This window comes from Clostridioides sp. LIBA-2809 (assembly GCF_056688965.1).
The window spans coordinates 1857253-1870775 of sequence record NZ_CP197004.1 but is presented as its reverse complement, the minus strand read 5'-3'; the positions used below and the strand labels follow the sequence as shown (position 1 = coordinate 1870775).

At 27.0% G+C, this 13523-nt stretch carries 17 protein-coding genes and 1 riboswitch; of the genes, 7 read left to right on the top strand and 10 right to left on the bottom strand.

Annotated elements, in window-relative coordinates:
* Positions 1-194: 194 nt before the first annotated feature.
* The 10 genes from ACTG44_RS08960 to ACTG44_RS08915 all read right to left on the bottom strand — a co-directional run bounded on the left by ACTG44_RS08960 (position 195) and on the right by ACTG44_RS08915 (position 8152).
* Positions 195-1073 (bottom strand): NAD(P)/FAD-dependent oxidoreductase, encoded by an 879-nt coding sequence (locus tag ACTG44_RS08960; protein ID WP_021384469.1) that lies wholly within the window; start codon positions 1071-1073, stop codon positions 195-197.
* A gap of 16 nt (positions 1074-1089) precedes the next feature.
* Positions 1090-1407 (bottom strand): thioredoxin, encoded by a 318-nt coding sequence (gene trxA / locus ACTG44_RS08955; RefSeq protein WP_021384467.1) that lies wholly within the window; start codon positions 1405-1407, stop codon positions 1090-1092.
* A gap of 154 nt (positions 1408-1561) precedes the next feature.
* On the bottom strand, positions 1562-2794 hold the full coding sequence (locus ACTG44_RS08950; protein WP_021384453.1) for a sensor histidine kinase: 1233 nt from the start codon (positions 2792-2794) through the stop codon (positions 1562-1564).
* Positions 2784-3455, bottom strand: coding sequence for a response regulator transcription factor (locus tag ACTG44_RS08945; protein ID WP_479918643.1), 672 nt, complete (start codon positions 3453-3455; stop codon positions 2784-2786). The genes ACTG44_RS08950 and ACTG44_RS08945 overlap by 11 nt, the downstream gene beginning before the upstream one ends.
* A 15-nt stretch (positions 3456-3470) precedes the next feature.
* Positions 3471-4340, bottom strand: coding sequence for a hypothetical protein (locus tag ACTG44_RS08940; RefSeq protein WP_021384455.1), 870 nt, complete (start codon positions 4338-4340; stop codon positions 3471-3473).
* 25 nt (positions 4341-4365) lie between these two features.
* Positions 4366-5019, bottom strand: a complete 654-nt coding sequence (locus tag ACTG44_RS08935) for a DNA-binding protein (protein WP_479918642.1) — start codon at positions 5017-5019, stop codon at positions 4366-4368.
* A gap of 13 nt (positions 5020-5032) precedes the next feature.
* Positions 5033-5761, bottom strand: a complete 729-nt coding sequence (locus ACTG44_RS08930; RefSeq protein WP_479921605.1) for a DNA alkylation repair protein — start codon at positions 5759-5761, stop codon at positions 5033-5035.
* A 161-nt stretch (positions 5762-5922) separates the two neighbouring features.
* Positions 5923-6612: a radical SAM protein gene (locus ACTG44_RS08925; protein WP_479918640.1), complete on the bottom strand. Its 690-nt coding sequence runs from the start codon at positions 6610-6612 to the stop codon at positions 5923-5925.
* 6 nt (positions 6613-6618) lie between these two features.
* Complete coding sequence (locus tag ACTG44_RS08920; RefSeq protein ID WP_021384441.1) at positions 6619-7182, bottom strand: hypothetical protein; 564 nt, start codon at positions 7180-7182, stop codon at positions 6619-6621.
* Between the two features lies 1 nt (position 7183).
* The gene (locus tag ACTG44_RS08915) at positions 7184-8152 is read right to left on the bottom strand and encodes a nucleoside hydrolase (RefSeq protein WP_479921604.1); all 969 of its coding nucleotides are present in this window, start codon (positions 8150-8152) and stop codon (positions 7184-7186) included.
* A gap of 101 nt (positions 8153-8253) precedes the next feature.
* Positions 8254-8297: riboswitch (PreQ1 riboswitch) on the bottom strand.
* Positions 8298-8639: 342 nt separating this feature from the next.
* Here ACTG44_RS08915 and ACTG44_RS08910 point away from each other — a divergent pair.
* From ACTG44_RS08910 to pcp, 7 genes are all read left to right on the top strand, one after another.
* A complete protein-coding gene (locus ACTG44_RS08910) occupies positions 8640-9260 on the top strand; it encodes a TetR/AcrR family transcriptional regulator (RefSeq protein ID WP_479921603.1) in 621 nt (206 codons plus the stop codon).
* Positions 9244-9654 carry an FMN-binding protein gene (locus tag ACTG44_RS08905; RefSeq protein WP_479921602.1) on the top strand — a complete coding sequence of 137 codons (411 nt, stop codon included), beginning with the start codon at positions 9244-9246 and terminating at the stop codon, positions 9652-9654. The genes ACTG44_RS08910 and ACTG44_RS08905 overlap by 17 nt, the downstream gene beginning before the upstream one ends.
* 2 nt (positions 9655-9656) lie before the next feature.
* Complete coding sequence (locus tag ACTG44_RS08900; RefSeq protein ID WP_479921601.1) at positions 9657-10133, top strand: flavodoxin domain-containing protein; 477 nt, start codon at positions 9657-9659, stop codon at positions 10131-10133.
* A 204-nt stretch (positions 10134-10337) separates the two neighbouring features.
* Positions 10338-10934 (top strand): N-acetyltransferase family protein, encoded by a 597-nt coding sequence (locus ACTG44_RS08895; RefSeq protein ID WP_479918638.1) that lies wholly within the window; start codon positions 10338-10340, stop codon positions 10932-10934.
* A gap of 213 nt (positions 10935-11147) precedes the next feature.
* On the top strand, positions 11148-11813 hold the full coding sequence (locus tag ACTG44_RS08890; RefSeq protein WP_021384476.1) for a DUF969 domain-containing protein: 666 nt from the start codon (positions 11148-11150) through the stop codon (positions 11811-11813).
* A 21-nt stretch (positions 11814-11834) separates the two neighbouring features.
* Positions 11835-12767, top strand: coding sequence for a DUF979 domain-containing protein (locus ACTG44_RS08885; protein WP_479921600.1), 933 nt, complete (start codon positions 11835-11837; stop codon positions 12765-12767).
* A gap of 20 nt (positions 12768-12787) precedes the next feature.
* The gene (pcp, locus tag ACTG44_RS08880; protein ID WP_021384434.1) at positions 12788-13429 is read left to right on the top strand and encodes a pyroglutamyl-peptidase I; all 642 of its coding nucleotides are present in this window, start codon (positions 12788-12790) and stop codon (positions 13427-13429) included.
* Positions 13430-13523 lie beyond the last annotated feature (94 nt).

Below are 13523 nucleotides of genomic sequence, written 5' to 3'. Positions count from 1 at the left end.
TTTTGGAATATATTATAAATAATTTAAATATTTTCTATTACAACTTTGAAAATTTTTATACTGAAGATACTTAAAAATATATTTTAAAATAATTTAAATAAGAATCATTTATAAATAAAAAACTGTCTTAAAATAACAAAATTATTTTAAGACAGTTTTTATAAATATGTTTAAAAAGTTACTCAATATAAATATTAAATTCTCTTTAATTTATCTAAATAGTAAACAGCGTTTAAAGCTGCTATTTGACCTTGCCCAGCTGCTTTTATATAAGAATATGGTTTCCCAACACAATCTCCAGCAGCAAAGCATCCATCTATACTAGTATTCATATTATTGTCAACTTTAATATGGATACCATCAATTTCTATTCCAGGAATCAATGCACTTGGAGCTGTACTATCTTTTATAACAAATACTCCATCAACTTCAATGTGGTTTTCTTTAAAAGATATTTTGTTTACAAGTTTATCTCCATCTATCTGTACTGGTCTATCGTGTATAACTTCAATAGAGTCATCTAAGTTATCTGAGCCTCTCATAAGATTCTCTTTTTTGTACATAGGTATAAAATAAGTTTTTGAAGTTAATTCACTTAAAAAATTTGCTTCTTCTTTAGATTCTTCATTATATCCTATAACTGCCACCTTTTTATTTCTATAAAGTGGTGCATCACATGTAGCACAATACCCTACTCCTCTTCCTAGAAACTCTTCTTCACCTTTAATTGGTCTAGTGTATTCCACACCAGTGGCAAGAATTACAGTAGTAGCTTCATACATATCATTTCCAGACATTATTGCAAAGTATTCTCCCATAGCATAAATATTATTTATTCTTTTATTTTCAATTGAAATATCCATACTATCTATATGTGATTTAAACTTGTCTTTTAATTCATCTCCACTTATATCATAAAAACCTAAATAATTATCTATCGAAGGAGCTTTAACAAGCTTATTACTTAAATTATCACTACCAAACATGATAATTGTTTTATTTCTTATTTTCGCATTTATAGCAGCAGACAATCCGGCAGGACCACTGCCTATTATAGCTATATCATATCTCATAATATTCACCCATTTTTTATAAATATGATTTTACTTTCATTTCAATTTTGTTCTTTGGCATAAATCCAATTAGTGTTTCTACTGGTTCTCCATCTTTGAATATAATCATAGTTGGTACTGTAGATACACTAAATTGTTGAGCTATTTCTAAACTCTCATCTATATCAACTTTTACAAATCTAGCTTCATTTTTCATTTCTTCACCTAATTCTGCAAATACAGGCCCTAACATGTTACAAGGTCCACACCAAGTTGCAAAGAAATCCACTACAACTACTCCTTTACTACCTTCAACACTACTTCTAAATTCAGATGTATTTATAACTTTAGCCATTTTTAAATCCTCCTATAAACTTTAATTATCCCTATACAATTATACTATGAATTTCATAAATATAATTTTACTTTTATAGGGTCTTTTTATATTTTATTTTATACTAATTAGTATACCCATTCTTTATTTCTAAAAACAGGTTTTTATATTTTTATTATTTTAACTTTTGTGGTATTGATAATTCAAATGTAGTTCCAAAACCTATCTCTGAAGTTACATTTATGTCAATAGACAAATTTAAACTAATCATACGAGCTATTGAAAGACCTATTCCAGAGCCTTCCAAATTTTTATTTCTTACATTTTCACTTCTAAAAAATCTATCAAATATAAGAGGTATTTCTTCTTTTTTTATACCTATACCAGTATCACTTATAAGTAAAGTTACCTCATCTTCTATATCTTCCTTTAATTCTAAGACTATATCATCACCCTGTTTTGTGTATTTAAAAGCATTATCAATAAAAATTAATATAAGCTGTCTCAATTTAGTTTTATCTGTTATTATAATCTTATTCTTAAGTTTAGAATTAAATATAAATCTTTTTTCCTGAAACTCAGCAATATCAATATAATCTTCTGATATTTCCTCCAGTAATCTTTCCAAATCTACTTCCTCTAAGTTGACTTTAACAATGGAATCTTCTTTAGTAAGAGACAATAAATCAGTTATCATTTTTTTAAGTCTTCTAGTCTCTTTCATTGCCGTAGCTATTGTTTCAACTTCGTCATTTACTGTACTTTCTGGGGATTTTAACATACTTTCTAACTTTGATGAAACTATTGTTATTGGTGTTCTTAATTCATGGGAAGCATCTTGTATAAACTTAGCTTGGTTTCTCCACGCAGTTTCTATTGGAATTAAAGCTTTTCTAGTAAGATACACCGCAACAAAGTAAGTAATTATTACAGAAATCAGTATTCCAATTATAAGAACAGATGTAAGTTGCTTTAGAGAATTCATCTCAGAGTCGATATTTCTAATTATTTGTATTTGATATCTACCTACATCTACATTTAATTCTCTAAAGGTATATCCATTTTCTGTATATTTAAAAAATGAATTTTTCTTATCTAATCTTCTATCTGGAAGTAACTCATCAAAATATTCATTCTGAGTATAGTAACTTATTCTACCATCTTCATATACATAGACCATATCTTTTGGGTCTTTAAGTCTTATGGGATTCAAAAATGAAGTTCTTTTAAATTGAGAAACTATATATTCAAGCTCATCATTTATTTCACTATCAATTCCACTATATGTCAATCCTCTAAAATATGAGTATATAAATATAGAAAATATTATTAAAAAGCTACCTACTACAACAATATACATTTTTATTAGGTGATTTTTAGTACTAGTAAATACATTCTTATTTATCATCGAATATATATCCTACCTTACGTTTAGTTTTAATATATTTGTCATATCCATATTTACTGAGTTTTTTCCTTAGGTTACTTACATATACTTCAACTATTTCAATGGTTGCATCTGAATCAATTCCCCATATTCTATCATAAATCTGTTCTTTTAGTAAAATTGAACCCTTATTTAATACAAAATATTCAAGCAAGTTAAACTGTTTATTTTGTAACTTTATTTCTTCTTTTTCAATATACACTCTTTTTTCTAATGTATCCAAATATAAAGATTTAAATTCTATTCCATTTCTTTCTTTTATCTTTCCATTAGTTCTTAATATAGCATACACTCTTGCTACTAATTCTTCCATATAAAAAGGTTTTGTCAAATAATCATTAGCTCCTATGGTAAATGCTTCTACTTTGTCATCTAATGCTTCTTTGGCTGTCAATATAAGCACAGGTGTATCTATATTATTCACCCTCATCTTCTTTAAAATGTCAATTCCATTTATGTTAGGAAGCATTAAATCTAAAATAACTAAATCATATATATTTTGATTAACCAAGTATAAGGCTTCTTCTCCATCTTCACATTTTTCAGTTTCAAAATGCTTACTGAGTTCTTCTACTACACTTTCTAAAAGTACCTTATTATCTTCAACTATCAAAACCTTCATAAATATCCCCTACCTTTATTTGTCTATCTTAACTTTATGAGATTTTAAATCAATATCTACATTGGCTTTTTCTTTTATATCATCATATGTGTATCCTACTATTTCAACACTTTTTGCTTTTGTTGAGCACAATATATCTATATCTGTTTCTTCTGAAGCTTTTAAAATTTTATATGATGGTACACGATTTACCACTAAATATTCTCCATTTTCATTAACTTCTGCTGTCTTAAGGATAATATTTCCTAAATCTTTTGATGATGAATTTTTTACTTTTATTTGATATGTAATTCCCTCTTTTGATTCATTTACTTTTTTAAGTTCTGATGTAGATAATACCTCATACTGACTACTATTTTCTAGCTTAATATTATTTTTTCTTATATCAATAGTATTTTCTTTTAAATTAACATATACAATCTTACCCTCTGCTTCATACTCATATGCATAAACTTCTACACCCTTTGTAAAAGTTTTATGCCCACACTCTACATAAGCAACTTTACCAGGCATTAAAGTCATGTCTAGCACAGCCTTACTATCTGAGGAAATAATTTTTTTATTCTCATCATACTCATTATATATTAATTCAATATTTGATATATTAAATGTTGAATTATTTTCTATCTTTGTTGATGTGTCTACTTTATCTCCTTCATCTACATTTGTAATTTCTGATTTCCCTATATTCAATGCTTTTGCATTTTCCTTGTCTATTTTTACCTCATTCTTATCTTCAACTTGGATATCAGCTGAATCATCCTTGTCTTCAGCTTGAATATCAGCTGAGTCAGGTTGTTCATCTTTTTCACATGCTGTCAGTGTAAAAATAAATATTGTTAATGTAATCATTAAAAAAATTGATTTTTTTACTATTTTATTCATATTAAGCACCTCATATAGTAATATTTTATAGTAGATTTTTATATTTTTTCATAAATTCTTTCAATGCTTGTGTAAGTATTTGGTGTTTTTCAAAATTGGAATTACTACAAAGCCTTTCAAAATCATTCCATGTTTCTTTATCTATACGTATTCTTGTTGTTTTTAATTCATCTATGGATTCATTATCTATATGTACATCTTTTTTATTATATATTTTTTTTGGCTTTATATTATAATCTTTTACTTCTAGATACCAATCATATACTTCACAGAGCTTATCTAAGTCTTCTTGAGTTATATTTATTTTTCTATCTTTTTTAGGCTTAACATTTTTTTTTGATTTTGTATTTTTTAAATCTGTATCATTAAACTTAATTTGTTCAATGTCTTTACTTAAAACCTTTTCATTAGAAATCTTTTTTTTGGTGCTTACTTTTTTTCTATTACTTATATTTTTTTCTATTTTTTCTTCTTTTAAGTTTATCTTATCCAGATTTTCATTATAATTTAATTCGTCTTTTAATATGTATTTACCTTTTTCTGATTTATATCCTTTTTTATTTAAAAAAGTTCTTAAAGTACTTTGACTAATTTTTAGACTTTGAGCTATCTCTGTAAACTTAATTCCTTTACTTTGTAGTTCTAAAAATTTGTCAATTCTTTCCTCGTTGTTATTCATTAATACTCCTCCGTCAATATCTTCTTGTCTTTCTCTTCATACCTCTTATTATATTTTTCTTTTCTAAATCTACTCTATTGGATTCAATTATTTTTTGCAACGTTTTATTGTAAGTAAAATCATCTAAATTATTATTTTTTATATAGAAAAATGTTTCTTCTTCATATTTAATAAAACAAATTGATAGCAACCATGCCATACCCATTTTAACATAATATTCTTCACTTTGTATATTGTTACAGTATTCAAAGATTTCTTTAATATGTTTATCATCAACATAATATATTAAAAACATAACTAATGCAAATCTAATTTCCCATGGATTTTTTGAATAAACATATTTTTTAAGTATATCATACATGTTTTCTTTATATTTTTTCGTATATTTTAAACCACTACAGAATCCATCACAAACTGACCAATTATTAATTTTAGGTACAAACCTTTCTATATAGTATAGAGATTCTTCAAAGTTGTTATTTATATTGCCAATTACCATACCTTGCAATACAGTTTCTTCATAATATGTATCCTCTGCTATATCTAAAAATTCCTTCCAATTCCCTTTACTTATTTCTTTCGATAGTTCTCTTAAAATAGGAATCCTAATACCTATTATATTTTCTGTATTTGGTATGAGCTTTCTATTAAAGTCTCTATATTTTGTATCTTGCATAGATTTCATATATTCTAGGAGTTTCTTATAATCTAATTTATTCCATTTTTCCCTACTAAATATCATTTATTTACTCCTTAATTCCTTTTTTCTTATTGTAACATAAAAATCTATAAAAAAAAGCTTCCAACTATCAGAAGCTTTTCCAAAAACATACTAAATTTTCAAATTTAAAATTTAAACTAAACTAATACTTATTGCAATATAACATAGCTTTAAAAACTTTACTAATCTCCTACACCGAAATCTGTATTGTTATATAAAACCTCTATATTTGGATTTTTATCTAAATATTTATATTTATTAGTGAACCACTTAACCAATGCTTCATCTCTTTTAATGCTAGAAGAATTATTTATAAAAACATTCACAGTTGCTTTTTCAAAATCATTTAGTATAATTTCTATATCCCTATCTATCATCTCTTTTGTTTGTCCTTCAATCCCTACCATAATGCAAGGTGAATCAAAATAGTCTTTTACATCTTGTGGTGTCTTAAATTTTGCATTTTTATTTAAAACATTATTTCTAAAATCATTGTCAAAGGTCTCAACACCTATTTTAAATACTACAGGAATTTCAAAATAGTCTCTCATCTCTTTAATCCTATTTTTATAAGACCAATGACTTTCTAAAAATAATTTTTTTATTTTCTTCTCTTTTATAATACATTTTATTTTTTCTAAGGTATCTTTAGGTAATTCAAAACAACTACCAGAATTTATGACTTCAAGAACTCCATATTTTCCAGTTACATTTTTCAAAACCTCTATATTTAACCTATTCATTTCTTCTTCTAAATTAGAATTATCATCTATATAATCACAAAAAGAACATTTTCCCCAGATACAAGGAAATCCTTTAAGTAAAACAATTTCTCTTTGATTCTTATTTGTTATTTCACTATATCTATCCATTTTTTACTATCTTCCTCCAGTTAATGATACTTTTAAAGTCTTTGGAACTGCATTTAATCCTAAGTTCACTAAAATAACTGCTACAAATTTATCTGTATAGTCAGTGAATACTTGAGTTATAAATACACTAAGTACATCTCCTAGTCCTAATACTTTCAAAATTTGTACTATGTAGGAAGAGCCTGATGATGTCATGCCTCCAAATAGAAAAGCTGAAATTATTGAACTTATTATAGATGTTGGAATAGCAAATAACAACACTCCTAATGGAGTTTTTAATCCCTTTAAAAAATTCTTTTTAAATGCTATTCCAGCAAGTAAACCTGTTGATATTTGAACTGGTGCAAAGTAGAGAGAATACACATCAAAGGTGATTCCACTTATTAAACTTCCAAATACACCTGTGATAACAGCATATTTAGGACCTAAAAGTGAGGCTATCATTATAGTTCCTATTGAATCTAAGTATATAGGTAACCTTAACCCCATAGCTATAAAAGCTCCTATTATATTTATAGAGATGCCAAAAGCTATAAGTGTAATAGTTTTTACACAGATTTTTCTTTTCACACTATATCACTCCTTCCACAGAGTCTATAATGTCTTCATAACCTTTAAAAAGTCTCTTTAAAAACATATACATAAACTTCTTTTCATCAACTCCATTTAGAACAATTGCATTAGGATACTTTTTATAGAAATTAAAAGAATCTACTATAGATTGGCCCATAGCTATTCCATCTTCTACAACTTCTACATATGATTCAAACCCTTTACATATGCTTCTATCTATAAAGTATGCTACTGCTAGAGGGTCGTTTATCACACAACCAATTATTCCTTCTTGTTCCCAATGGAAATCAATATAAAATCTAGTTATTTCAGTTATATACTTTGCCATTTTTTCATCAAGTCTATTTATAAACTCAATAATATTGGGAGTAAGTACAATTTTTCTAGTTACATCTAAACCTACCATGTGAATTTTTTTAGATAAATTCTTGTAAACATAATCTGCTCCATGTGGGTCTACCCAATAGTTAAACTCAGCTACTGGAGAGCAATTTCCATGAATTCTAAATGCTCCTCCCATAGATACAAACTCATCAATATTTTCAAAGACTTTTTTATCTTTCATAAGTGCCTTAGCTATATTTGTAAGTGGCGCAAGTGCTATTATTGATACTTTTTCATGATTATGTAAAGTATTTATTATAAAATCTACTGCTCCATCTTTTACTTTAGCTTCTGCCACTTTTTGATAAAAGTTTTCTCCAATACCATCTTCTCCATGTGTATCTTGAGCTGTTACAAGTTTTCTTTTTAGTGGTGCTTCCTCTCCTTTATATACTGGTATATTTAGTGAAGAGCACATTTGAAGTGTTTTTAGTGCATTTTCTGCACCTATGTTTGCTGGAACATTTCCACAACATGTGGTAATTCCAAGTACTTCTAGCTCTGGTGAGTTTAAAGCCAAAAGGATGGCCAAAGAATCATCAATTCCTGGGTCACAATCAATTATTACTTTTCTCTTTTCCATACTTTTATCCTCCTTGATTTGTGGTCGAGGAGAACTACACATCTTTTTTCCACTTTCAAAAAGGTGTGTCTAAGGGTATTAATTATATACTGCCACTATATAATTCCTTAGTTTTTTATACTTGGAGTTCTCGAACAAGTACAGATGTTAAATTTATGATTTTAGACTATTTATTATACCCTATCAAAAAATTCCCATCTGATTTAATAACTACAAAAGGTCTTTTGTAGTATAAAAGAATTTATTATATTTTAATGTGTCTTATTAAAGTTTATTTACAATTATAAATCAGCTTTAACAAAATGTGGCACCTTAAACCGATTATTATTATACAACAATAGTTGAAATATTACAATTAATAACTTCAATATTTCAGCTATAAAAATTTATTAAATTATATTATTAATAGTTTATTGACAATATTAAATATAAAGAATATAATTACATTGTAAATTAAATTAACACTGTTAAGTTACGAGGTGATTATATGAGTATTAAAGAAAGACGAAAAAATGAAAAAGCAGAAATGAAGAAAAAAATTATGGATGCTAGCATAGAAATTATCAATCAATATGGGTATGAAAATTTATCAATAAGAAAAATTGCTTCAAAAATAGATTATTCTCCAACTACAATTTACCTCTACTATAAAGACAAGGCAGAGATTATCAGTGATATGACAAAAAAACTTTATAGCACTATAGAAAGTAATGCTATTGACATTATACATAATTGCTCATCTCTCCCAATAGATAAACAAATCATAGAAATTATGACTAGTTTTATAAAAACTCTTTCTAGTGAACCAGAAATGTCAAAAGCTATAATGCATAGTAGGATGAACATTATATTCGCATCTGAAAATACAAATAGTGAACCTACTAATAATGGTATAAAAATACTCGATGAACTTCTTTCCCTTGGAATTAATCAAGGTGTATTTAAACAAAACGTAGATAAAACCTCATGGATGCTTATAAGTGCTTTATTAGGATTTGTTTTATGTATTGTTGAAAATCAATTGTATTCTTTAGATAATTTCACTCAAATTATAGAGAATTTCTTAGATATTTTAGTAGGAGGACTTTACAATGAAAAGCCACAATGAAACTAATAAGAAGAAATTTTTAAAAAGAGTTTTTAAAATATCTATAATACTATTTCTTATTTTTATATGCATTATTATCTTAATTGTAACTAACTTAAAACCAGAAAAATTAGTAGTAAAAAATATAAATCCAGCTAGTGTGAAAAATGGTACTTATACAGGAAGTGCAGATAATAAATTGGTAAAAGCTACTGTATCTGTTAAAGTTACTAATGGCAAAATTGAAAATATTAAGATACTAGAACACGACACTCTTTTAGGTAAGCCTGCTGAAAAAATCATAAAAAGCGTAGTTGAACAACAATCTTTAGAAGTGGATGCTATAACTTCTGCAACTTATAGCAGTGATACTATACGAAAGGCTATAGAAAATGCTTTACGAAAGGGAGAATAAATATGAATACTGTTATTATATATTCAAGTAAATATGGTTGCACAAAAGACTGTGCAAATATACTAAAAAATAAACTATCAGATAGTGTTACTATTGTTGATATTAATGATAATAATACTAAAATTGAATTATCAAAATTTGATACAATTATTATTGGAAGCTCTATATATGTTGGCTCAGTTTCAAAAAAGATTCGTGTATTGTGTAATGATAATATAGAATTATTAAATAAAAAACGAGTTGGTATATTTCTTTGTTGTGGTTTCTCTGAACAAGCAGATAAATATTTAAAATCAAACTTTCCATCATCTTTATTGGAAAATGCAAATGCAATTGGAATTTTTGGTAGTGAAGCTCGATTAGAAAAAATGAAATTTTTAGATAAACTTGTTATGAAATCTGTTGCAAAAGGTAATTACGACAGTTTTAAAATATCACAAGACAAAATAGATGATTTTGTAATAAATCTTAATAACTAAAATTATTTATTTCAAATCCCCTTACAGAATATAAATTTATCTCCAATGTAGTATTGTAAATATATTCTGAAATTTATAAATATTGATAAAGTAGCTATATAGCTATAAAATATTATATAATAAATAAAATTTTCTTATATTTATTTAGATTTAGGTCTTATATAAGAAATTTCTACTACATTTACTATATTGGAGATGATATTTATGAAATATGTTGAAATCAGAATGGCTAATGAAACGGATGCAGAAGAAATATTAGAAATATATACTCCATATATTACTGATACAGCAATTACCTTTGAATATAGCATTCCAGGCATTGATGATTTTAAAAGTAGAATAAAAAGAATTTGCTCAAAATATCCTTACCTAGTCTGTTTAATTGATAAAAAAATTGTTGGATATGCTTACGCTCATGAACATAATGAAAGAACTGCTTATCAATGGAATGTTGAATTATCAATTTATGTTGATAAAAAATTTATCAGTCATAAGATAGGAATTGCTCTTTATAATTCAATCATAGATATATTGAAGTTGCAAAATATTCAAAACTTATATGTTAGTATTACATCACCAAATATAAAAAGTGAAAAACTTCATCAAAAATTTGGTTTCAAACTATGTGGAGTTTATCACAATACAGGATATAAATTTGATTGTTGGCATGATGTTATGTTGTTTGAAAAACACATAGGTAATCACTCTACAAATCCTAATTCTATAAAAACAATTAAACAAATCAATTCAAAGGAAATAGATACTATTTTGAATAAAAATATTAATATAATAACACTTTAAATTTGATGTAGTTAAATCTATAAATACGAACAAAAGAAAAAATAGGGAATATGTTTTAAAATATTTATTTTGATATTTTAAGACATCTTCCCTATTTTTTTCTTAAATTTTATAATAATAGTCTTATTAAAGCAAATACTATAAAAAGAGTTTATCTTTATTTGCTAAGTAAATTTAAATTAAAAATATAGAAAAATGGAAGGAGAATAATATATGATAAAATTGATTGGTATATTGATAGTCGTAATTGGTTTTATACTTAAAATGGATACGCTATTTACTGTATTATTAGCAGGTATAGCAACAGGTATTGTTGCAGGATTAGATTTTAATCAAATCTTTACAATCTTAGGAGACTCTTTTGTTTCAAATAGAGGTGTATCATTATTCATACTAACATTGCCAGTAATTGGTGTATTAGAAAGATATGGATTGAAACAAAGAGCTGTTTCTCTAATAGAAAAATTAAAGAAACTTACAACAGGAAAAGTGCTTACTATATACATGGTAGCTAGACAAATAGCTGGTGCTCTATCTATAAGAATGAGTGGACATCCTCAGTTCGTGAGACCACTTGTTAATCCTATGGCACAAGCTGCTGGTTTGAGTAAGAGTGATGAACTAAAAGAATCTGATGAAGAAGCTATAAAAGCATTGTCTGCTGCATCAGAAAACTATGGAAACTTTTATGGTCAAAATCTATTTGCAGGTAGTAGTGGAGTATTGCTTATAGCCTCTACGCTGACTCAATTCGGATACAATGTAACTGGGCTTAACATTGTAAAGGCCAATATTATCATGGCAGTAATAGCACTTGTAGTTGCTACAATTCAATTTACTTTATATGATAAAAAATTAAATAAGAGTCACAAGAGATAGATTTATTTAGGAGGAATAAAAATGCAAAATTTTATAAATATATTATTAGAAGTTTTTTACGCATTAATGGGGTTTTTAATGATTGTAATAGCATATAAGTCTTTTACTACAATAGATAACAATAAGAAATATGGTACATCATTATTTTGGATACTGATATCATTACCCTTCATATTTGGTAGACTGATTCCAGCTAATATAATCGGAATAATACTAATATTATCTAGCTTATTGACACTTTCCAAACAAGTTGTATTTGCAAAATATGAAGAACCAAATGAGAATTTTGGGAAAGAACAAGCAGATAAACTTAAAAACAAAATATTTATACCATCATTAATATTAGCATTTGCTGCAGTAGTTGTAGCTATGAGCCTTACTAATTTTGACAATTCTTCACAGCTCGCAATAGGTGTGGGTTCAATAATTGCATTAATATCAGCTTTTATAATAACTAAAGCAAAACCTACTACCTCAGTTCAAGATGGCTCAAGATTACTTCAACAAATGGGACCTGCTAGTATGTTACCACAACTTTTGGTTGCATTAGGAGCTTTATTTACTCAAGCTGGAGTTGGTGAGGTTATATCAAATATGATATCCGGTGTAGTCCCTGCTGATAACAGATTATTTGGTGTTATAGCTTATGTATTAGGTATGGTTATATTTACTATGATAATGGGAAATGCATTTGCTGCGTTTTCAGTCATAACGGCAGGAATTGGAATTCCTTTCGTATTGTCTCAAGGTGGAAATCCTGCTATAATTGGAGCACTAGCATTAACAGCAGGATATTGTGGAACTTTACTTACTCCAATGGCTGCTAATTTTAATATAGTTCCAGCCGCTTTACTTGAATGTAAAAACGACTATATTGTTATAAAATACCAAGCACCAGTTGCTTTAGTATTAATTATAGCTCACATATTAGTAATGTATTTTTTAGGATTTTAATAGAATTAGGAGGTAAAATAATGAAAATTTTGTTAACAGGATTCGACCCATTTGGTGGAGAACCAATAAATCCAGCTCAAGAAGCAGTTGAAAGGGTCAATGATAATATAAATGGTGCAGAAATTATAAAAATAACTATACCAACAGTTATGACAAAATCTGTTGAAGCTATAGATAAAGCTATCCAACAGCACAATCCAGATATAGTAATATCAGTTGGACAAGCTGGAGGTAGATTTGATATTACACCTGAGAGGGTTGCTATAAATGTAGATGACTTTAGAATAAAAGATAATGAAGGTAACCAAGTAATAGATACTGTTATAAAAGAAGATGGTCAACCTGCATATTTTTCAAAATTACCTGTAAAAGCTATGGTAAAACATATGAATGAAAATAAAATTCCAGCAAGTGTTTCAAACACTGCAGGTACATTTGTTTGTAACCATGTAATGTATGGAATTCTTTACATGATAGACAAAAAATATCCTAATATAAAAGGTGGCTTTATACACATACCATACATGACTTCACAGATAATAGATAAAAAGAATACACCATTTATGTCTCTAGAGGAAATAGTGAAAGGTTTAGAATTAGCTGTGGAAGCTTGTACTATCTATAAAAATGATATAGAGGAAATTGGTGGTGAAATTTCATAATGACTCTTTGAGTATTTTTATAAATTTCAAATAGGAGTTATTCAAATAAAGACTGTGAGTAAATTTGTTTAGATATTTACTTACAGTCTTTTTA

Coding starts and splice junctions, on each gene's coding strand:
- trxA (WP_021384467.1), bottom strand. CDS start 1,407: ATGGCTAAAGTTATAAATACATCTGAATTTAGAAGTAGTGTTGAAGGT.
- ACTG44_RS08925 (WP_479918640.1), bottom strand. CDS start 6,612: ATGGATAGATATAGTGAAATAACAAATAAGAATCAAAGAGAAATTGTT.
- ACTG44_RS08950 (WP_021384453.1), bottom strand. CDS start 2,794: ATGATAAATAAGAATGTATTTACTAGTACTAAAAATCACCTAATAAAA.
- ACTG44_RS08945 (WP_479918643.1), bottom strand. CDS start 3,455: ATGAAGGTTTTGATAGTTGAAGATAATAAGGTACTTTTAGAAAGTGTA.
- ACTG44_RS08940 (WP_021384455.1), bottom strand. CDS start 4,340: ATGAATAAAATAGTAAAAAAATCAATTTTTTTAATGATTACATTAACA.
- pcp (WP_021384434.1), top strand. CDS start 12,788: ATGAAAATTTTGTTAACAGGATTCGACCCATTTGGTGGAGAACCAATA.
- ACTG44_RS08895 (WP_479918638.1), top strand. CDS start 10,338: ATGAAATATGTTGAAATCAGAATGGCTAATGAAACGGATGCAGAAGAA.
- ACTG44_RS08905 (WP_479921602.1), top strand. CDS start 9,244: ATGAAAAGCCACAATGAAACTAATAAGAAGAAATTTTTAAAAAGAGTT.
- ACTG44_RS08960 (WP_021384469.1), bottom strand. CDS start 1,073: ATGAGATATGATATAGCTATAATAGGCAGTGGTCCTGCCGGATTGTCT.
- ACTG44_RS08915 (WP_479921604.1), bottom strand. CDS start 8,152: ATGGAAAAGAGAAAAGTAATAATTGATTGTGACCCAGGAATTGATGAT.
- ACTG44_RS08900 (WP_479921601.1), top strand. CDS start 9,657: ATGAATACTGTTATTATATATTCAAGTAAATATGGTTGCACAAAAGAC.
- ACTG44_RS08910 (WP_479921603.1), top strand. CDS start 8,640: ATGAGTATTAAAGAAAGACGAAAAAATGAAAAAGCAGAAATGAAGAAA.
- ACTG44_RS08890 (WP_021384476.1), top strand. CDS start 11,148: ATGATAAAATTGATTGGTATATTGATAGTCGTAATTGGTTTTATACTT.
- ACTG44_RS08885 (WP_479921600.1), top strand. CDS start 11,835: ATGCAAAATTTTATAAATATATTATTAGAAGTTTTTTACGCATTAATG.
- ACTG44_RS08935 (WP_479918642.1), bottom strand. CDS start 5,019: ATGAATAACAACGAGGAAAGAATTGACAAATTTTTAGAACTACAAAGT.
- ACTG44_RS08930 (WP_479921605.1), bottom strand. CDS start 5,761: ATGATATTTAGTAGGGAAAAATGGAATAAATTAGATTATAAGAAACTC.